General features: G+C 36.2%; 14 protein-coding genes and 2 pseudogenes. 5 read left to right on the forward strand and 11 right to left on the reverse strand.

Annotation, left to right across the window (positions count from 1 at the left end):
* The first annotated feature begins 68 nt into the window (after positions 1-68).
* Together F580_RS25490 and F580_RS0110105 are read left to right on the forward strand one after the other, a co-directional pair.
* Entirely contained in the window at positions 69-2,204 is a 2,136-nt protein-coding gene (locus F580_RS25490) for a winged helix-turn-helix domain-containing protein (RefSeq protein ID WP_019027606.1), read from the forward strand.
* A 622-nt stretch (positions 2,205-2,826) separates the two neighbouring features.
* Entirely contained in the window at positions 2,827-3,783 is a 957-nt protein-coding gene (locus F580_RS0110105; RefSeq protein WP_019027607.1) for a GGDEF domain-containing protein, read from the forward strand.
* Between the two features lie 111 nt (positions 3,784-3,894).
* Here the strand turns inward: F580_RS0110105 and F580_RS0110110 are convergent, their stop codons facing one another.
* From F580_RS0110110 to F580_RS0110120, 3 genes are all read right to left on the reverse strand, one after another.
* Positions 3,895-4,110, reverse strand: coding sequence for a hypothetical protein (locus F580_RS0110110; RefSeq protein ID WP_019027608.1), 216 nt, complete (start codon positions 4,108-4,110; stop codon positions 3,895-3,897).
* A gap of 339 nt (positions 4,111-4,449) precedes the next feature.
* Positions 4,450-5,664 carry an EAL domain-containing response regulator gene (locus F580_RS0110115; protein ID WP_019027609.1) on the reverse strand — a complete coding sequence of 405 codons (1,215 nt, stop codon included), beginning with the start codon at positions 5,662-5,664 and terminating at the stop codon, positions 4,450-4,452.
* A gap of 54 nt (positions 5,665-5,718) precedes the next feature.
* Positions 5,719-7,392: a response regulator gene (locus tag F580_RS0110120; RefSeq protein ID WP_019027610.1), complete on the reverse strand. Its 1,674-nt coding sequence runs from the start codon at positions 7,390-7,392 to the stop codon at positions 5,719-5,721.
* Between the two features lie 257 nt (positions 7,393-7,649).
* Here F580_RS0110120 and F580_RS25495 point away from each other — a divergent pair, with 257 nt between their 5' ends.
* Positions 7,650-10,919, forward strand: coding sequence for an ATP-binding protein (locus tag F580_RS25495; RefSeq protein ID WP_157443069.1), 3,270 nt, complete (start codon positions 7,650-7,652; stop codon positions 10,917-10,919).
* Positions 10,919-13,228, forward strand: coding sequence for a hybrid sensor histidine kinase/response regulator (locus F580_RS0110130; protein ID WP_019027612.1), 2,310 nt, complete (start codon positions 10,919-10,921; stop codon positions 13,226-13,228). Before F580_RS25495 ends, F580_RS0110130 begins: the two co-directional genes overlap by 1 nt.
* Positions 13,229-13,244: 16 nt before the next feature.
* Here F580_RS0110130 and F580_RS0110135 read toward each other — a convergent pair whose 3' ends face one another.
* The 5 genes and pseudogenes from F580_RS0110135 to F580_RS24325 all read right to left on the reverse strand — a co-directional run bounded on the left by F580_RS0110135 (position 13,245) and on the right by F580_RS24325 (position 18,096).
* Positions 13,245-13,973, reverse strand: coding sequence for a Crp/Fnr family transcriptional regulator (locus tag F580_RS0110135; protein ID WP_019027613.1), 729 nt, complete (start codon positions 13,971-13,973; stop codon positions 13,245-13,247).
* Positions 13,974-14,478: 505 nt separating this feature from the next.
* Positions 14,479-15,531, reverse strand: coding sequence for an EAL domain-containing protein (locus F580_RS0110140; protein ID WP_169338305.1), 1,053 nt, complete (start codon positions 15,529-15,531; stop codon positions 14,479-14,481).
* Positions 15,532-15,759: 228 nt separating this feature from the next.
* Positions 15,760-16,326, reverse strand: a complete 567-nt coding sequence (locus F580_RS0110145) for an SOS response-associated peptidase (protein ID WP_019027615.1) — start codon at positions 16,324-16,326, stop codon at positions 15,760-15,762.
* Positions 16,327-16,358: 32 nt separating this feature from the next.
* Positions 16,359-17,612: pseudogene (locus F580_RS24320) on the reverse strand (Y-family DNA polymerase).
* A gap of 70 nt (positions 17,613-17,682) precedes the next feature.
* Positions 17,683-18,096: pseudogene (locus tag F580_RS24325) on the reverse strand (LexA family protein).
* Between the two features lie 254 nt (positions 18,097-18,350).
* Between F580_RS24325 and F580_RS0110160 the strand changes: the two are divergent.
* A complete protein-coding gene (locus F580_RS0110160; protein ID WP_019027619.1) occupies positions 18,351-19,289 on the forward strand; it encodes a tetratricopeptide repeat protein in 939 nt (312 codons plus the stop codon).
* Between the two features lie 51 nt (positions 19,290-19,340).
* Here F580_RS0110160 and F580_RS0110165 read toward each other — a convergent pair whose 3' ends face one another.
* The 3 genes from F580_RS0110165 to F580_RS24330 form a co-directional block, all read right to left on the reverse strand.
* A complete protein-coding gene (locus F580_RS0110165) occupies positions 19,341-20,354 on the reverse strand; it encodes an IS1595 family transposase (RefSeq protein ID WP_019027620.1) in 1,014 nt (337 codons plus the stop codon).
* Positions 20,355-20,707: 353 nt separating this feature from the next.
* Positions 20,708-21,274: a CBU_0592 family membrane protein gene (locus tag F580_RS0110170; RefSeq protein ID WP_019027621.1), complete on the reverse strand. Its 567-nt coding sequence runs from the start codon at positions 21,272-21,274 to the stop codon at positions 20,708-20,710.
* Complete coding sequence (locus F580_RS24330) at positions 21,271-22,260, reverse strand: substrate-binding periplasmic protein (protein ID WP_019027622.1); 990 nt, start codon at positions 22,258-22,260, stop codon at positions 21,271-21,273. The genes F580_RS0110170 and F580_RS24330 overlap by 4 nt, the downstream gene beginning before the upstream one ends.
* Position 22,261: the final 1 nt, after the last annotated feature.

Here is a 22,261-nt window from a genome sequence, read left to right on the forward strand (position 1 = left end):
CAGTGTCTTTTAAATAAGGAAGTTAATTTCTAATCTATTTTATAAACAAGTGAAATTAGGGTGTTATAATGTTGTTATTATTTTTTTATTCACCCATAAAATCAAAAGCTTATAACTTCATGGATGTTAACTTTTACCTAGAACACAATACGGTTTACCCCAAGCATAATAAAATTACCACTGGAAATAAGGCGATAATTCTTGAACCGAAAATCATGCAAGTACTTTGTTTTATGGTTGAGCACCAAGGTGAAGTGCTCAGTAGACAACAAATTGCAGATAACCTTTGGCCTGGTAGTATTGTCGGTTTAGAAGTGATAACACGGGCAATTTTCGAATTAAGAAAGGTGCTAAAGGATGATGCAAAGCAACCGAAATATATAGAGACCATCGCTCGAAAAGGTTACTGCTTTATTGGCAAGATAGAGCCCATTGAAGAGATTAAGAGTCAACGCTTATTACCTGATTCTTTTCTGGCCAAAGTCAGCTATAAAGCTGTAATTATTACTGCTTTGCTGATTTCTATTATTATTTTATTTCTAGTCAATGCTCCCATCAGATCTGTTAAAGATTCACCAGAGAGCACGGTAAAGCCCTCGAATTACCAATCGACTATTTTATCTGATGGTATAGGTGAAATCCAGTCGGCTTCGCCTTCTTCTGATTGGTCAAAAATACTGTATATACAAACTGATGCCAATGCTAAAGAGTCGGTATTGATATTAAAAGATGTCACCAGCCACCAATATTCAATCTTACTAAGAAGTAGTGATTTACTCCGCTCTGTTATTTGGGCTAAGCACAATAATGCCAGCTTCTTTATTCAATGCGAGAGTACAGAATGCAAAGTAAATAAGCTTTTTACTGATAATGGCACCATACAAGAGATATATAGCACAAAGTCAAAATTAAAAAGCATCAAGCTTTCTCCAAATGGCAAACAATTAGCCTTAACAACGATGAATAATGGCCGACTTTCCATTTCACTTTTATCGCTAGAATCTCAACAAGAATCCCCCTTAAGCATTAACAAAAAAACAAGCAACTATGCTGCAACATTCAAGAACAGTGGTTCAGGTATCTTTTATGTTCAACAAAGTAGCTCGCAAGCAACTATTAATGACTACAACTTTGCCAATAAAGTCAGTAAAGAGATCTCGACTAAATTTTCAAAAGTCACTAGCTTACAGTTAGAAGATGACGGGAATTTACTTATTGCCGGTCAAGTTAACAGCCTGTATTCAGTTTGGCGCTTCAATATTAAAAGCAAAGAAATCTCACAAGCCCTGCCTATCTCAGCAGGAAGTTATGCCTATGAATTAGTGTCGAACAAAGCGGAAAAACAATTATTTTATCTTAAAACAAGTTCAAACTATGATATTTCCGCACAAGGTTTAACTAAGTATATCAATCTAAATCAAGTCAATAGCCATGCAAATGACTTTTATGGCACGTGGTCAGTGCCAACAAAAACACTCTATTTTGTATCACAACGCACCGGTAGTTATGAAGTTTGGAATCACAAAGACAATAAGAATAATAAGCTTACCAATATTCAAGCGGATAACATCAGGCGACCTATTTTAAACGAAAAGCAAAGCCAGATTGCTTTTGTTGCTTCTCAAAATAATCAACTCAAACTAATGGTATATGACATAAAGAAACAACAGCTCATTGTAAGTCAAAATTTAGCGAAAGAAGCGCACTTATTATCTTGGTCAAGTGGAGGTGATTCTATTTATATGAGTATTGCCAGTGATAATATCTACGATATTTGGCAGTTTGATATGATTAGTCAACAATCCAAAATAGTATTACTTGCTGCGGGGCTCATCTTAAAGGAGAAAGCGGATGGTAGTTTTATTTTCGGTGATATTAACAGCCAACAATTAATGCTAAAAAAAGTGGATGGTGCTACAACCATTATCAAAAACTTCAAAGGGCTTGCTTTACTATTTAGACCTCACAGTATTAAGCTAAATAATAACAACGATGTTCTTTATTATGTTCAACAAGATGCACCCCGTATAAAAGTGATGTCCACCCTACTTAGCAATGCGGTCAACGAGAGTCCCAAAGAGCTCTTTAGCCTATCAGCCAATGATTATGTCACTGACTTAGGAAGACATGAAAGTGATTTCGTTATTTATGACCACCTAGAATCAAAAACATCACAACTGGTTTTATTACAAGCGGTTAACTAGGGTCTGTTGATCTTTCAGGGTTAAAATTCATTCAATTTAAAACGGGCTTAATCGCGGCGCGAGCTTTGTATCATAGTTATTCTATTAAATAAGCGAGCAACAAGGAGTAAGTTCGTTTTAAATGAACCCAAAGGGCAGCACTTGTTTGAAATTTATACGGCGTTATCGCAAGTTCATGTAGCCACACCACTTCACATGCTCTGCCTTGCCTAAATATCAAACATGTTGCTGTAAAAGTAATCTCGAAAGTTCAACAGACCCGAGTATTGCTTCATCATATTTTAGTAATAGACCCAGAGATAAAGGGGGTATACGCTAGTTTTTTTTAGCTAAACTCATCACATCGCCCCCTAGAATCAAGGGGGCAGAACCCTTGATAGGGTCGTTGCTTAGACTGGTGTTTACTATGTAATTTAGGAAGTATTGTGGCGAGATAATAAAAATAAATAGATTTTATTTGTTCTTTAAAGGCATGGTCGGCTTGAATTTATTTGTTGCTTTGAGCACTAGCATAAAATGAATCAAAGTAATTAGAACGACTACTTGATTCATCTTTGAAAAATTGTCATATTAATTATCTTAGAGCACATAAGTGCAAAGCCTACATGACAAATAAAACGACATGACAAATAGAACGACATCAGAAAAGGTATTACTCTCACTTAGTTTGCTAGCTACAATCACAATATCCCCCTTTGCGTTTCTTCGATGGTTTGATGGAGAAACCACTTTAGCTATCATTGATGCAATAATATCACTCACTGCATTTATGTTTTTTTTGTTTATATTTATCACGCGAAAAATTAGTGCCGCAAATACATTATTGGCAATATTCTTAGCGTTTGCTGTACTGGTTACTGTATTCATCAAAGGTGAACCTCAGATTTTATGGCTTGCACCAACTATCATTGCTATTCATTATTTGATGCCGTTAAATCTCGCCAGAATAACAAGTGTAACACTCGCGTTAGCAATACTAATGATTATATACCCGCGGGTTGATTTAACGTATTTGTTTACCTTTATCGCAACCACAGGTTTAACTGCATCCTTGTCATTTGTAATATTCCGCTCATATACCGATAAACAAAATGAATTATCATTACTCGCGTTAATTGACTCGCTAACATCCTCAGGCAACCGAAGAGCTCTAGACTTAAAGCTCGCAGAGGTCATAGCAAGCCAGCACAGAGAAGAATACTCCATGTGTCTGATACTCGTTGACTTAGATTATTTTAAAGAAGTGAATGATGACCATGGCCATGCTGTTGGTGACCAAATACTGGTGAGGATATGTGAGTTGATAACTAAACATACCCGCGTTTTAGATTCGCTTTATAGATACGGAGGCGATGAATTTATCATTATGCCATTAAACATGAATATTAAAACCGCTAAAATACTTGCTGAAAAGATACGAAGCATCATTGAGCTACACGAGTTCACGAATAACATCAAACTAACACTCTCAATAGGCGTTGCTGAATACAAAGCACATGACACACCAGAGTCATGGATTAGTCGTGCCGATACAGCTCTGTATAAAGCTAAAGAGAGTGGCCGGAATATGATTTGTTAATCCAACAGGCCCTATTGTTCTGCGGACATAGTGTATTTTTTAAGAATCTTAGTCATTTTACCGAGCATTTATGGCCAGCATTATATAGCTAATGTTAAGAGTGTTGAATAGTTAGTTTTTAGGGCCTTTTTTAAGTGCGGTGACATTAAAAATTACTTCTAGTTTATCAATGTAAACTTTAGGAACTGGATTTTTTGACTCAAATGTTTGTTGAACTTTGGTAAGTTCGATTTTAGTTTGAAATGCAAAAACTGATGGTTGAATATGGTTTACTCTCAAGAGCCGCTTAAATACGGGTCCATTAATGCTGCATTTACGTTTTAACATTTACTTTTAACCTTATTTGTTTATTACCATGTTTAATAAGCAACAGTAGATAATGCCGTATGAGGCCGTTGCTACTGTCACAGTTAAAGCACTAGCATTTGACCTACTCAAGTATTTGGGGCTGGTCGTTTTTCGCTTATTAATTTTCGTTAATACTTACCATCAAAAACACGCCGCGCATTGTAATCAAGTGTAACCAAGAAGTCTGTTATCAATTTGTAACAGTATTTGTAGATTGCTCAAACCGACCACTCAACCGGTTTTTGAAGAGATGTATGCTTACATTTCTAATTAAGTGGAAAATTAACCATGGCACTACCAATGATTGCCGATATTAACTTATGAACATCGTTTTGCTATTTCATCAATAGATTTTTTATTATGGTTTTGACTCCAACTTAAAAATTCACTTTCCACTAAAGCAGGAGCATAAAGCCAACCTTGAAAAACATCACAACCTAGCGCTTTTATTGCATTTGCTTCTGCCTGAGTTTCAACACCTTCAACAACAGTTTTTAATTTTAAATCTCTAGCTAGTTGCAGTGATGCTTTAACCGCCGCATAGTTTTTACTGTCTGTCAGCATTTTTTGAACAAATGACATGTCAACTTTTAGCTCGGTAAAAGGGCTAGAAATAAGTTGTGACAACGAAGAAAAACCGGTGCCAAAATCATCAATAGAAAGATTAATACCATGAAGACGTAATCTACACATAACTTCAAGTTCTTTGGCCATATTGGGACTTATAGCACTTTCTGTTATTTCAAGTGTTAAGAATTTCGCTGGTAATTGATGTTGCGCTAATATATCCATAACACTCTCTAAAAAGTCTGATTCGACTAGATCTAAAGGCGAAATATTCACAGAAATATTAAAGTTCATGCCTTGTTGATGCCAACGAGAGCACGCAGCAATTGAATAGTCTAAGACTTGTAAGGTTAATAAATGAGACAAACCTAGTTTATATATTTGTTCTAAAAAGAAATAAGGTGTTAACACGCCTCTTGTCGGATGATTCCATCGAACAAGCGCTTCAGCGCCGGAAACAGTGTCCGTTTCCACGTCAATATGTGGCTGAAAAAGCACATTGAACTGTTCCAGGTTAAATCCAGTAATGATTTCATCATCTACAAGTTGAGATTGAGAGTTTTCTGTTGGTTTTCTTACCTGTTTTTTTTCAATTAACTGCAATAAAACCAGTTCTAGTTGCTTTTTACTAATTGGCTTAGTTAGGCTTAAAATGTCCGGCATACCACAAGCTAGTACCATTTCTTTAACCGATGAAATCACATCCTTAGACACAGAACTTGTCAGTACTACATTAGCATCTAAATTACGCTTGGCAATAATTCTCAAAAACTCAATACCGTCCATACCGGGCATATTTAAATCGCATAAAATAAGCTCAGGTTCATCTATTTTATCTAGTTTACTCAGGGCTTCTTGACCATTAGAGGCTGTCGTGATTTTGGCTAATGTTAATGTTGACAACATTTTTGCAATCAGTTTCTGTTGAAAAAGATCATCTTCAACAATAAGTATATTATTCAGCATGTAAACTGTCCTTAGTATCTTTTAAATTTGCAGTGCATAACAAATAGATCATTGCTAAATCACATTATCTAATTCGTAAGAGACTTCTTTTACTTGTAATTGCTTGGCAAGTAACTTGCTAGCAACCCGATATTCAGGTGTTAACACGACCGGCGTGTTTTTCAATAACTCACGGCAACGCATCACCAACTTAATGACCGATTTTTTACTCCAGCCCATAGGCCATGCTCTAGACAAGCAAATAATAGTCAATTGGCCTAGGTCTGTGTCTGTGCTATCAAGGTCTAAAGCAGTAATAATTAATTTAACCGCTTTTTCAAATTCTTTAATTTTAATATATGAAAGACAACGTTTCTTTGCTCGGCTCACTTCAGCCTTTACCTGCGCTAACTTACTTTGCCAACGGTTTAAATAGAGCGTTAATGTTTGTTGTTTGTATATATCTACTTGCGCTAAACAAACCTTTACTCTACTGATACTTTCTTGGTATTTTTCCGTGTCATGCAGTATCGAATAAACGTTAGCAAGTTCTATCAATTCATATACAGAAGAAATATATTCATCGTCTTGCCATTGCAAGTATTCATTCAACAACGTTTTACATTGGCTAATGTTACCTTGTAAACCATGCGCTCTCGCTTTAAGTAGTAGTTCGAATGGTTTGTAATCTTTTCTGGAATAATAACTGCGCCAATGTTTATATCGCTCAATAAATCGTGCAAACAATTCACCTTTATTTACATCCTGAGTAAATTGAATGACATTTAAATTTAATTGAGCAACCATTTGGTGTAACAGCAAGGTTTCTCGATAAGAGTGACGAGATTGACTTAATGCCATATCTAAGGTGTCATAAGCAGGCTTAACATCAAACATCGCCATCGCAATATGTGAACAAAATATAGTGTTTTCTATATTTCTGGGAGAATGTTTCACACTTTCAGTCATTTTCTCGAGCGCTAAGGAAAGCTGCTGCTGTGCTAAGTAACACTGGGCAGAAAGCAACAATACTTTAGTGCAATGAATAGGATCTTTTTCAAAGGGTGACAATGTCGCCAAGCATGATTTATATTGCTTTTGTTTCAATTCTAAACGAGCAAATTCAATTTGTACCTCAGCACGTATTGGTTTTCCTTGAAGATGAATTAAAATGTTTTTTGCTTCATCACATTTATTGAGCTGTATTAACGCCTTAGCTTTTAAAAATTGAGCACCATATGAATGCTGTTCAGCATTAAAAATACTCTCTTCAGCTTTTGCTATCGTGTCAGTAAAATCTCCATTGGAGAAAGTTGTTAGCATATCTGCTAAGACACGTTTTTTTCTAGAAAACTTAGGCAAACGCTCTTTAAAGGTCACATAATTAAGTGGTTTAACAAGATATCCATCTGACCTTAGTTCATAAAACCCACGTACTACGCTTGCTGATGAATCACCGGTAATAATGATAATTACGCAGTCTGCTGATAACATTTGGCAATTGACCATTTCATCTAAAAGCTGATGACCATTTTTTCTCTCACCTAAATTGTAATCACACAAAATTAACTGCACTGCTTTATGCTTTACAATTTCTAGCGCAGCAACCGCATCTTTCGCTAATAAAATTTGCTCTGGACTAAAACCTAACTTTAATAACATACCTCTCGTCGCAGTACGGTACATTGTACAATCATCAATAATTAAAATAGGCCTTGAGCGGTCAAACATACTAGAAACGTCATTCATACTATTTATCCTCCATCACAAACAACACCTCCTATTTTTACCATCTAAATAAAGTGTTATAGATTTAATAGCGTGTATTTTAACCAGTTACTCTAAAACTGTCTGTTCCCTAAAGAACAGACGTGATTATTTTTTAACCGTAATATATTTCCAATTTCAAAGCGGGGTTAAAATAATTGAATTTAATTAAGTGTTTAAAAAAGGGTAAATTTAAAATCAAAACAAGTGCTACCTTTATATTTTTTTTGGTTAGCGTATTGAGCTTTTCAGCTCAAATTATCGCGAACGAAATAAAAGCAGATATAAAGCCAGCTATAACACATGAGTTAGAGTCATTAAATATTGCTCTGCCAAAAATGTTATCAACAAAAAACAAACGCATTCACAGTGCTTTGGTTAAGTTATGGCAAGAATGGGCAATGCAACTCAACATTCAGCCACACTTTATTGAACTTAACTATGAAGAAGCACTTTTAGCATTAGATAATGGCGATATAGATGTCATAGCTATCGGTCAGTATGAAAAACAATATAAAAACAAATACTACTTTTCTTTACCCCTAATTAAGGAACAAGGGGTTCTCTATCAGCTTAAGAGCACTCAAAGTAAAGTAAAAGCCACACAACCTACCTCTTTAGCCATACATGGTCCTTTTTATATAAATGATATTTTTACTGACCAAAAAAGTATGCAAGTAACCTTTAATACTGACCTTAGTTACATTCTTGCTCAACAAACAACCTATGATTATATTTATTCTACTCACCCTAATGAATTCGAAAAAACCAAAAGATATCAAGACTACCAACGTGTTAAAAAACATTTTAATCCTACATTGATACGAGCCGTGTTTGCTAAGAATAAACGCCAACAAGCCCTCGCTTATAATGAAGGCATCAGGAAATTTGATCGTTCCTTTGCACAGGGAAGATTAAATTTATATAGCGAAGGGAAAGAAGCCTCTTTTGAAATGCTATTAGGTCACTATTTATCTCAGATATCGATTGAACAACAAGAATTCCTTATTGATAACCCGGTAGTTACTTACGGTATTGTTGGCATTGGTTATCCACCTTATCAAGTTTTTGAAGATGGCGTATTAACTGGATTAACAGGGGATAAACAAGTATTGATTAGTAAACGAATTGGCATCACTTTTGAGCCAGTATTTTTCACTTCATTTGACCAAGCCCAAACAGCTATTAAAGAGCAAAAAATTGATTTTTTACCCCTTGTTTATAAAACTGAGCAGCGCAGAAAATATTACTCCTTTACCACGGCCATTGGCGAATCACAGCTAGCGATAATAAGCAGGCATGATGACAAAATAAATTCATTGAACGCACTCGCTAATACAAGAATAGCGGTAATAAAAGGCCATTTACACTCAAAAATAATGGAGAATAAAGTACCTAGCGGCCAGTTTATTTATTTTGATAGACCAGAAGACGCTTTATTAGCAATCAATAATAATCAAGCAGATGCGTATATTGGTGAGCTATCGAACGCTATATATTTAGCTAACAACCTAAAACTAAATGCTTTATATTTTCACATGAGTGAAGACTTCAATACAATTTCCTTTTTTAGAATGGCAACCACACATTCAAATGCCATTTTAAAAGATATTTTGAATTTAGGTTTGAGTTTAATCAATGATGTAGAGGCTAGAGAAATCAAGAATAAATGGATAAATACTACGCTAGTGGTACAAGCTGATGATCATCGTTATCAAGAGCTGATTGATATAATACTAATGATTACAGCATTAATTATCATTACCCTGGTACTTTATATGCTCTATCGCTACCGACAGAAATTAATTGATGTTAAATACAAGCAACATATCGAGCGAGCATTAGAAGAAGCAAGAAAGGCGAGAGATGAAGCGGAACAGTCGGCGAGCGCTAAAACAGATTTTTTAGCGCGTATGAGCCATGAAATCCGCACCCCGATGAATGGCGTACTTGGTATGGCTGAAGCAATGAGCTTTACGCGACTCAAGCCGGATCAAAGTGAATTACTTGACACCTTAAATAGTTCTGCAAAAAGTCTAATGACTTTACTCAACGACATCCTTGATTTCTCAAAAATGGATGCCGGTAAACTAACCTTAGAGTCGACACCAATAAATCTAGAAGAGCTAGCAAATGCAGCAATGAACAATTTCCGATATAAAGCTGAATCTCGTGGTTTACAGCTTAACATCAACATTGACGATACCATTAAATACAATTATTTAAGTGATCCTACTCGGCTATTGCAAGTGCTGAATAATTTAATTTCCAATTCAATCAAGTTCACTGAGCATGGCTTCATACAACTTTCTATACGACAATTACCTCAATCGTTGCCAAATAATGATAAATGGCACGATATTGTTTTTGAAATAAAAGACAGCGGCATAGGTATTGCCCAAGAAAAAACCGGCTCTTTATTTACCCCTTTTGTACAAGCAGAACAAGATACTACCCGCAAGTTCGGCGGCACTGGCCTAGGTTTGAGTATTTGCAAAGAGATAATTGACACAATGGCAGGCACTATATCTGTCTCGTCAATTATCAATGTGGGTAGTTTATTTACCATAAATGTGCCATTAGCTCCTTGCCTAGAGCAACCAAAAACGGCGCTTAATATGTTCAGACCTGCATCATTAAGTGAAATTAGAAACAATACATTACCGCCATTAAAGGTTTTGTTAGCGGAAGACAACCCGGTTAACCGTAAAGTTATAGCCGGCCAGTTAAAGCAGTTAGATATTCAGTGTGATATTGCCGAAAACGGCTTAATCGCTTACCAAATGTATCAGAAGAGTGACTACGATATTATTTTGTCTGACTGTCATATGCCTGAAATGGATGGTTTTACCTTAGCAAGCATGGTATCAACAGAGCGTAAAAACAATAAACCCTGGTTAATTGCCATTACCGCTGATGCCCTTGAAGGCGCAGTACAAAGTTGTATGGATTCAGGCTTTGATGATTATTTAGCTAAACCTTGCCCGATAAGTAGTTTAAAAGCAAAACTTGAAATAGCAACTTCGGCATTGTTATTAGAGCAACCAAAAGGCTTTAAGGAAGAGACTATCCTGCAAGAAAACGATTTAACGAGTGCTTCAGTAATACTAAAAGCTAACTCAACAAAAACAAACACCGCTATACCGACCACACAACACCTTAACCGTGAAACTACTTTAGAGCTTACTGGTGAAGATATTGAATTAACGCTAGACATTCTAGAGGCCTATTTAACTAACAACGATGATTTCAATGACTTAATTGATGCACATCAGCAATCTCAATTATCCAAGGTTAAAGATATCGGCCATAAAATAAAAAGTGCTATTAGATACCTTGGCGCTAATGAATTAGCCAATATAGCTGAAACAATTGAAGAATATTCAGCGAATGAAAAGTCCAATCAGTTAAATGAACTCATTGAGACGTTAGGAAAAGGATTAGAACGCTTAACGGAAGAAGTAAATCATTGGTGTGATGAAATAAGACACAAAGAGGCAATAAAGTAATGGCTTCGATATTTAAACCTAAAGTAGCATTGATGATGGCTATACCACTGGTGCTCATTATTGCGCTGCAATTTTATTTTCAATATAAAATGGAACTTCAGGCAAAAATATCCACAGGTCGAGACATATACTCTTTATTAAAAACAACAGAGCAAGCACTTATTTCCTGGAGTAAAATGGTAAAAACTGATGTATTTCTTGCTGCAAATGATACGAGCGTTCGTCAGCAAACACTACAATTAATTAAAGCCGATAAAGATAAAGAGCAACAACAGTTTTTAACTGCGCAAAACAATTTAAAAGAACTGTTTTCTAATGCCATAGCACATAGAGAATACGTCGGGTTTTCTATTATTTCACCTCAAATGAAAATATTATCATCAAACTATAACAAGAAAAACCATTGGACTATTGACCTAGAAAAAAAAGTAAACCTGCTTTCTTTGACCTTTAAAGGTCAACCGCAGTTTCACTTTCCTCCCTACAAATATAACGGCCTTATAAACCAAAACGACCAAGTTACAAAAAACACCACTTTGTTAGTAAGCTCCCCTATTTATGATGACGATAATAATATTGTTGCCGCTATGGTGTTAACTTACGATCCTTCATCTACCTTGATGCCTTTGCTAAAGCAAGCACAAACAGGGACTTCAGGTGAAACTTACCTTATTAACAAATCGGGTGAGATGCTCAATCCAAGTCGTTTTATAAGTAGTAAATTCGACAAGGGCGCCTCGTCAAATAATAATTACGCTTTGATCGCTTCACAGCTGAATGCGAACAATTTAGGGCAACAGTTAGAGGCTTATCTAGATTATCGTGGCATAGAGGTTATCGGGAGTTGGCTTTGGTTATCCGAACTAGAGTTTGGTTTAGTAACCGAAATTGATTTAAGTGAGGCAATATCGAGTAGTGAAGATGGAGTCAATTTTATCCGACTATTTTCGGCTGTTTTTATCTGCCTACTCATCTACATTTATAGTTTAATCGCCGTGTATGGTAATCGCTTAATTAATCATAAGCGCAAAGTAAATGCGTTGAATGATAAACTTAAAGATTCTAATGTTAATTTAGAAGATAAAGTCGTCGAGCGTACCAAAGCAGCAAAAGTGGCCGTAATAGCTAAAGGCGATTTCCTTGCAAAAATGAGTCATGAAATCCGAACACCGTTCAATGGTATATTAGGTATGATAGAAGCGTTAGGATTTACCCAAACAAGTGAAGAACAAAAAGATTTATTAGCAACACTCAATTCATCTTCCAAACACTTATTGAGGTTATTTAATGACCTACTTGATTTTTCTCAACTAGACAAACAACAGTTAACGCTAAAAGAAACGCCAACACAACTGCACGATATTTTTGACGATATAGTCAAAGAATATCAACAACAAATAACAGACAAAAACATCTTTTTTTCTACTTACTACGACAAGTCTATTGCCCCTTATGTGTTGGCAGACTCTTCAAGGTTAACTCAAGCAATAGGGAATTTAATGACAAATGCGGTAAAATTCACCTCACAAGGGAAAATTACCTTCACAATAAAAGCACTTATTAATCAGCATAATGAAATTTCAAACGATAGTCATACTAGTACTAAAAACAATGTTCAAAACAATGTCCAAAAAATTGAAATTCGTGTAAGTGATACCGGACTCGGTATTAGCAAAGAGAAAAAGGCAGGGTTATTTCAACCTTTCATTCAAGCAGAAAATAACAGTACAAGGTCATACGATGGTTCAGGCTTAGGATTGAGTATTTGTTACGAATTAGTAAATTTGATGTCAGGAAAAATATCAGTGCAGTCAGAGTTAGGCTTAGGTTCAACATTTGTTATGACGTTAACTTTACCCTTAACAAAGCCGACCAGCACTGTTTTTTCTGACCCCTTAAAAAGTAGTGAACTAAAAGAAAAGAAATTGACTTCACTTAATGGCTTAGCCTTAAAAGTATTAGTAGCAGAAGATCACCCGGTAAACCAAAAAGTTATTGTTGGACAATTGAAACAACTAGGTATTACCGCCGATGTGGCCAGTGACGGACTGATTGCTTATGAAAAATGTCAGCAAAAAAGCTATGATATTGTCCTGTCGGATTGTCATATGCCTAACATGGATGGCTTTGAATTTGTTACAAAAATAATGAATAGTAACATGAAAGAAAAACCATTAATTATTGCAATTACCGCTGATTCAGTAAGTGGCATAAAAGAAAAATGTCTAGAAGTAGGTTTTGTAAATTATTTAAGAAAGCCATTCACCATCAATCAATTAGAGCAAAAAATAGTTGAAGCCTTTGAATAAATTGATATTAAAAATATTAGCATGATTGATATTCACTAATGAATTGTCGAGGATCCCGTAAACTAACATTGAGATTGTTTAAGCGAGCAGCTAGCTTAGGCAAGTTAATAATGCGTAAGCTCCCACGCGTTATTTCAATTTCTTCGGCAATTTCCAACGCTTTTAGTACTTCATTAACCCGAGGTCGAGAAATGCCTGACAAGAAAGCTAGTTGTTGTTGAGAAATTTTGATGGGGGGTATTTCATCATCTTTTTTAGGGTGTAGCACAAGCAGTTCCAGTAGAGAAAAAACAATACGCATTTCTTTATCGTGTATCACTGTTGCTGCTGCTTGCGTCCATTTTTTTAATGATTTTTGAGCAATGTAAAATAAAAACTTAAACACTTCACTGTCTTGTTCAGCTAGCTTTAATAATAATTTTTTAGGGAATGCCATTAACACGACAGGAACAACCTCCTCGGAAGTATAAATGGGACGATATGATTCATCCATTACACCAGCACCAATCCAGTCTTGAGGTCCTATAACACCACCTACAGTCGCCGAAGTATCAAGTGTAGAGGTACTAAGTATTACAATGCCCTCAAAAAGATAACAAATACCGCTACTAAAGGGGTGTTTAGGTGACCCGCCTAAAGATGTAATTCCATCTTTAAAACTGGCTATAGAAAGTAAGCTTTTTTTTAACGTTAAACTTAGTTCACACGGCCAAGCAATATCATCGATAGTTATATTTTTTACCATTCATAAATTCCATTTATTTTTAAATTTTTATACTCATGGAGAAAATATATCATTACCTTCATGTTCTAAAAACCAATTCTCCATGAGTGTAGTTTAAATATTATCTCTATGCATAACGGTATCTTTTAAAAATTTTTGCAGCTAATCACCCTTAATATCAACCTTAATACCCCTGCTCACTAAACAATTAATTTTGCAGGTATTTAGATGAAATATTATTATTTATGTCTTTGGTTGCTAAAAAACGAACAGTAATCATCCAAAATATTTGCTTATTCTAGCTTCCGTAATGTGGTAATAGACTTTTCAGTATTATCAAAACTGCTCGCTAAGAGCGAGAAATAGAGGGTTTATTTTTCTCTTCGGTTTTAAGAGCTGTTTACTTTTTATTTATTTTTACTAGCAGGGTTTTACTCATCGTTTATGATTTTCTCTCTATAGAAAAGTCGAAACCCTTCAATTAAACCTCCCCTTTTTGTAATAGTCGAGGTTGTCGTTTCATTTGTCAGGCCGTTTCAGTTACTGTCTTGGTATTTATAGTCAACAGTTCTGCTTGTGGTTTACCAAATAAATAACCTTGGCCAAATTTAATGCCCGCTCGTTTACAAGCTATGGCAATCTCCCGTGTTTCTATCCCCTCGGCGAGTAAAGATATTTTATTACTCTCGCACCAAGAACTAAAAAAGGAAATAAATGAAGCTACCTTAATTTCAAGCATTCTATCGGTGACTTTTTTATCTAATTTTAAAATTTCAGGTGAAAAATCAAGTAGCTGTAGAAGCCTATCATTACCGGAACCAATATCATCTAGTGCAATACGGGTATTCAGTTTTTTAATATTTTCAATCAGTTCAATGTGATTAATGTTAACATCACCACGTTCGCACACTTCGATCACAAGCTTTTCAAGGAATTTTGTTTTCTTAAATGGTGCTAAAAGTTGCTCTATTTTATTAGAGTTAATTTCATCTACTTCAAAGTTTACTGAGATATATTGCTTCTCTGAAAGTTGCTTTGATTTTTTCTCTGCCAATAAGAGCATTTTTTCGGCAAGACGATAACTTCCCTGCCTTTCATTGAATAACTGAGGTAACCATTGAGGAATGGGGATAATTTTATTTTTTAATACTTTTCTGGCCAGTGCTTCATATCCTATTACTTTACTATCATTAAGACGAATAATAGGTTGGAAATAAGCGGTAATATCTTCAAGAGAACTTTGCACATCAAGCCAAGTAATAGCAGCCTTTAAATCATCAAAAAACTGTATATTGGTGAGGTCTTTCGCCTGCAGAATTTTCTTATGTAGATTAAAATTATCAAGCGTGGGAGAGTATATGGCTATCTTAATGAATATGTTTTTATTTCTAAGCGCCCAGTCTTCTTGATGCACTTTACTGAGCAGTTTATCGATGTCTTCCTTCGAATTTAAACTGGATTCGGGCAATATTTTTATCAACAAATATTTACTTCTTGTTTTTGAAACCACAGAAATTATTTTACTTAATTGAGATAATCGCTCCGCTAACTGAATACTTCCTGCTAAATTAATTTTCAAATAATTGTTTTTAACTTGTATCGTATTTGACATACCCGTTCCTTGGAATCACAAAAGGTCATCGACAGTCTAAGAGACTCATAAAAACTTTACACTTATTCCGCTAAACTTGAAAGGATAAACTAAAGGGCTCAGACTAAATAAATCATTTAAGGCCCCGGTGATATTGAAAAATCATTCCCTTTGCTGCATTTAATAGGCCTGCCCCACCAGTTGTTAACTCACAACTCAATCGGCACGCTTTACATGAATAACTCTATCTTCCACAGCTTGCAGTAATGGCTCAAGCGCTTGAGGTGAAGAGTCAAACCAATAGTCCTTATCTTTTGCTAAGACTAAAGCGGGCATGCGTTTATGGTATTGACCGCACTTGTTATTAGGTTGGGTGGTTAAGGTTACCAGCTCGGTATGTTCATGTTGAAATAATATGCCCGCCATATACAAAGGCATTTTATTGGCATGTTCAAATAAATACTTAACTTTTTTACCGTCTTCAGTTCTCCATTCAAACCAGCCATTACATGGCACTAAGCACCTTTGGCTTTGGAACGCTTGTCTAAAGGTCGGCTTCATCGCTACCGTTTCAGCTTGCGCGTTAATAATCAGTTTCTTAGACCAATTCGGTTTTATCCCCCACAATGCATTAACTTGAGAGTAGCTTGAGTTGCCTTTAACTAAGGTAGCAACTGATTGGCTAGGGCTTAGGTTATTATTGCTATCCACGCTAAAATGGGTATTAAATAACTCACTTACTATCGGTGTAATGGCTTTATTGATACTAAATCGACCGCACATATTTACCTCAACTATTCCTTTAAAAAATTCCTTTAACAAAGAATCTTAGGGATCTCTGACCATTTACTGGTATAACTTGGTGATAAGAAATTCCGTTTCATTGCCCACTTTTCATTTTTTTCAGCAGCCGCCACTTCAATAGTGCCGGAGCCATAGCGATGATTTACATAATCATAACATTGCATTAGTTGTGGGTTGTTTACACTGACATTAAACAGTTCTTGTTGTACAAAAGTACTGTTTTTTAATTCAACCGCACCAACGCCACAACGATAGAACATAACGCCAGCAGTGTAAATTTTTTCAAAAACATAACTAACCGCGGCAACGACCTTTAAGGTGTTATCTGTTGCGACGGGGAATTCATAGATAAGCGATTGTTTATAATAATTGTCATCATGGGGAGAGCTTGATGCAAAAATAACTAAACGTTTAATTAAAGAGCCTTGTCGTCTGGCATTTTTAGCAACAATACTGGCATGACTTGATAAGGCAGCTTGGAGGCTATGTTTATCTGTTACACGTTGTCCAAAACTACGTGTAGAAAATAGCTCTTTTTTATCTTGCCCTATATCATCCCAGTTTAAACACGGTATGCCATTAAGTTCGTTAACCGTACGCTCAACAACAACCCAAAACTGACTTTTCATCGATTTAGGTGACTGATTGGCTAAATCCCAAGCGTTTTTAAGACCGAGTATACTTAAGCGTTTACCAAGCTTAGTGCCAATTCCCCAGACATCGGTAAGTAACATGCGAGACAGTATTTCTTGACGAGAATTGTTGTCACTGATTACGGCAACCCCATCAAAGCCAGATAACTTTTTAGCAGCGTGATTAGCCGCTTTTGCTAGCGTTAAGGTAGCACCAAAGCCAACTCCCACCGGTAACCGTGTTTCACGTCAAACCGCTTTTCTTATGACATGGCCATATTCATGCCAATCATCAATACAAGCAAAGTTTCTAAAATGTAAAAAGGATTCATCTATAGAGTAAACGTAATGCCTATCTGAATACCGCGTGATAACATTCATCATTCTTTCACTTAGGTCAGCGTACAATTCATAATTAGAAGAGCGAACAACGACATTGTGCTTTGCTAGAAAAGATTTTATCTTAAAATAAGGAATGAACTTAGGTACACCCAGTTCACGAGCCATGGGGCATACCGCACAGATACAACCGTCATTGTTGGTTAAAACAACCACTGGTTTATTTCGTATCGAGGGGTCAAAAACCTTTTCAACACGTGCATAAAAAGAAACCGCATCAATTAAAGCAAACATGACAATAATAATATTGATAGGTTTTTATGTAATCTAAAGGAGACATTGACCACCCCTTCAACAGCATCAATTAAACCAAACATGATAATAATTTTGGTAGGTTTTTATGTAATCTAAAAGACACGTTTACTACCCCTTCAATTTGAAAGCTGTCGGCTTCGGTTATAGGGATAGCTTTATGTTTATCAGAAGCAGATAACAATATCGCCTTGTCAGTATCAATAATCTTACAGACAAAACAGCCGTTAAAATTGGCAACAATTATCGAGCCATTAATAACCTTTTCAACTCTATCAACAACCAGAACATCACCATTAAATATTCCTCGCCCTTACATTGAGCGTCCATTCGCTAAACCAAAAAACGTGGCATTAGGATGTTGAAGTAATAACTCTTCTAAAGATAAGTTTAGTTCTTTATATTCAGCAGCAGGCGATTCAAACCCTGATATCCCTGCTTCAACATAAATGGGTAGCACTTTCATAAAACACCAAGAGGTACTGTACAAGTATGGCTATATTAGCGTTAATTAGTGGCATTCGCCACAGTAAAAACCCCACCGACTTAAGTATCTGATAAATAAATGCAAATATATCTATATTGACGTTTGACATTTAGATGTCAATCATTATTATCTAAGTAAGGTTGTTGCTAGGTGAGAATACTCACTGGCGGCAAAGAGCGATAAGCAGCCACTTAATATAAGTTAAACCTTGACCCCTTGATATAAGATTATTCATGACGAAAGTAATAAAAGCCGACCCTAAAAAGCGTAAAAACGCCTATATACTTTTTTTTGTAATGGCTGTACTAGCTATACTTTTTCAAACAGATTATGTCTCTAGCTTATTTAGTATCGATACTACAGGTATGGATATAATTCAGTCTAATGAAGCCATTAAACAAGGACTCATTTACTCTATGCTCTTTTGCGCTTTGATCTTTTTGGTCGCAGTATATTTTACTTACTGTGCATTAATTACAAGCAAGCAAGCATTCATTGAAAAGAGTTACCCACCAGAAGGGTATAAATCCTGTTTTGATACTGAAGTTAATTATGGAAATAAAGCGATAGCACCAGCATTATTAACGGTTATTGGTAGCATCTTTTTTTTAATTAGCTCTACTATGACTGGCTACTACATGCTTTATTCGTATAATAGTATTGATGAACATTCTGAATCTGTTCTAGCATCTGAAATTTCAAGGAACAAATTTTATGATGGCTTGATTGCTGAATCACCTACATCTGTGTCGGCAATTCTATATAACTTCAAAAGGGGAAAGCCTGATGAAGCAGTTAAATTAATGAATAGTTTGATTGATGATGGAAGCAATGAAGCCCTATTTGCTAAAGCCTCAGAAAGTTTGAAAGGCGATAACTTGCCTAAAGAAACAGAGAATTCAATAAAGACATTAAGCTTAATGTGTCACGAATATGTTGAGCCTTGTTTGTTATTGGCTATAAATTACAAAGAAGAAAAGCAATATGACTTATCGCTTCAGTATTTTAGAAAAGCAGCATCGAAAGATTTTACTGATGTCTATCGAGAAATACGATATTTGTATAATCGTTCATATTTGAATGATAGAGATAAACTTAATGAATACACCGATAAGATGAATAGTGCTAAATCCTCACTTTGTGATGAAATATATTGTCTCACCAAGCACTAAATAATTTATCCGCGAATGACCGCAGTTGGCACAAAAGAGACATAGACCCCTTTAGAATGGCATTTCTAAGTCAACATCATCCGCGCTCTTCTTATTGTTTATTGGCACGTACTCATGCTTGAATGCGGAATTGAATAGCATTTCAAGTGTGAAATCACTGCATGCTGGAGCATGTTCAAGTGCTCGCATCCATCCTAAATATTGGTGCAGGTAAGCAGTGCCTACTCCATGAAATCTTGCCATCCATGTCTTTAATCGACTCATATAGTTGTTCACATTTTGAATGTGGTAAACCCGCTTAATGACGCGAGTTCCTTGTGAGGTTATATTACGGTAATGCTTGATCCCATGGCCTTTAGCGAATGATTTATATACCTGGCTGCCGTCTGTGCATAATATGGATTGGTCAGTGATAATCGGCTCTAAAGCCCCGTGAATTTCTTTATTGTTTGGAGCATCAAGTACAAAGTCAGTAAGCCCTCCGTTTCTATCACGCACAATTAAAACAGGGACTTGATCGCCCTTAAGTTTTTTATTCCCAATACCTCCACGCTTTCTGGCTGGCCTGTCATTAATTGTTTGATTACCCTTGAACGATTCAAGGAAAAAAGTCTCATCACACTCAACGATCCCCGCCACTTCGCTTGTTTTGTCGTGTGTTGGCCCTGCTAAAAATCGATGCCGCCACCTAAATGCGGTACTAACAGCCACATTAAGCCTTTCAGCTACTCGCCACAATGGTAGTGCATCGAACATGCATTCTAGGTTTTTTTCCCATAGGCTTCTCTTTCTTAATCTTGCTAGTGGGGTTTTGGTGAGAGCATTGAATGTTTTACTACACGCCTTACACTTGTATCGCTGTAGCCCAGAAGCGCTGCCATATCGTTGTACTTGGTCGCAATCACAATGAGGGCACTGGATGTCATCGCCTTTACATTTATCTATCTGAAGGCTAGTTCCGCCACGATTGATCTCATCATTTAAGCGATGCTGAAGTAAATGCTTCTGATTGTTGGTTAATTTAGGGACTTCACGGATTAGATGGGTAAACAGGTTGAGCTTCATATCGAATATTTAATGGCCTAAGGTGAAAGTATTATAGACTATTTTACACGATCCATAATTAACGCTAATATAGCCACAAGTATACAGTATGGCTATTTATGTAAAGTTATAGAAGAAATGATTTATAATAACCGTCAGCACTAAAATTTCACCTAGAACTATGGCTATAGAATTTGACGTTCATGCAGAGGTATAGTTTCACTATGCGATATTATTTCAATGGCTTGCAATTCAATATTCGGCACTATTTCCTCAGCAGGAACAGCTTTACTGTATAAAACCCCTGAATAAAATGACAGTTGTGGCTTAAGAGGTAATCTCGCTAGTAATAATGCTCAATTAATTTGAATGGCTTAATCAATTAAATGAGCCTGTTCAGACCGTGTATATACGCCATAAGCCGAAATTAAAGCCCAGCAAATTTGCAGGGTAAATACAGGCCAATTCTGTTGAGCCCATAATATCGGTAACAGCGCACTGCCAGCATAGATGTTGAACACCAAATAATTTATATGGCTGAGTTTTTTACTGCAAAACAGCAAGTAAGATAAGCAAAACACGTAACTTGACGACCAACCTAAGTAGCCGTGAAAAGTCGAAGAATTCCAACTGTATTTAAGACCAGAAAAAATTAACCAAGCAATGATTAGTACAAAACCGAGATAAAAAAATCTTCTCGATAAAGGGACCTTTGCCACATCAAACTTTATCAGCAGCAATATAGAAATAATTGCCCAAAAGCTGTTAATAACAACAGCCTGATATGAATAAATCATCAGTGAGCTTGCCACCAAAGACAATGCGGCAAGGAGATTAACACCATAGTAAACTTTAGGGCGCCAGTTTTTAACTACTGAAATATAACCATGATTCATCAGATATAAAACAGAGCCAAGCCAACCTAAAATGACCGTCATCATTGAATCTCTAAATGCATGTTTTTAATATAAAGCTCTTTACCTACATGAGGACCGTTTAGGACTACCACATGACTAAGGTCGATCATGCTTTTGTAAATGCGATCTGTGCTCGAAGCTTTAATGATTTTATTGCTCCAGTTTAAGATAAGTACCCGGGTGCCTTGAGGAAGCGTGTAGTAATCGGTCACCTTATCAATGGCTACTTGGCCCACAATGGCAGGATAACCTTCCGCGGTTATTAACTTGGCAATATCTTTCGGCTTGAAGCGCTCTACAGGCTTTAGCTGCAAGCTTTCAATGCCCTTAACTTGTTGTAGCAATTGATTAACTTTAGCAATTAACACCTTACCTTCATCGGTGTTGGGCGCGATGAGGTGAAGAGAATCATGACCCACTATCTTATCAATTTGCTTAATCAGTAAAGCTTGATCCTGGTAGATTTTATTTAACATATAATTCATCACACTTTCTGTCATCGGTAGAAAATCAATGTCATTGTTAAACAAGCTTTCCAAAGCAGATTTTTCTGTTGAGTAGATCACGGCATTGCTAAGATAACTATCAATAACTTGACCATAACTATAGCCCGCAACTCGGCCAAATTTATGGCTATTGAGTTGCGAAAATTCGAGTGTAGTCTCGCGCTGTCGGTTGTAATAAAGACGACTAGTGACACTAAAAACTGCTTTAGAATACAATACTCTCTTTTCCCGCTCGGCGGTTTTAAAGTATGGGAACGCCGCTTGTTGCTTGGCTTTAGCGACCAACTCAAACGCTAAGTCATAATTTTGATAACGCCACGCTATAGTTTGTTGCTCTTGCGCCAATACTTGCCTGAGTAGATCGGCAGCGGTGCCTAAGGCTTGCTGCTCAGTATTGATATACGGCGACCATTGATTGGTTGCCACTGAAAGTTGTTTAGCCCAAGAAACTACCGGCATAAGCACTGACGTTAAGAGTAAAGATAAAGCTATTATATTTTTCATG

Origin of the sequence: Colwellia piezophila ATCC BAA-637 (assembly GCF_000378625.1) — a bacterium.
GTDB classification, from domain to species: Bacteria; Pseudomonadota; Gammaproteobacteria; order Enterobacterales; family Alteromonadaceae; genus Colwellia; species Colwellia piezophila.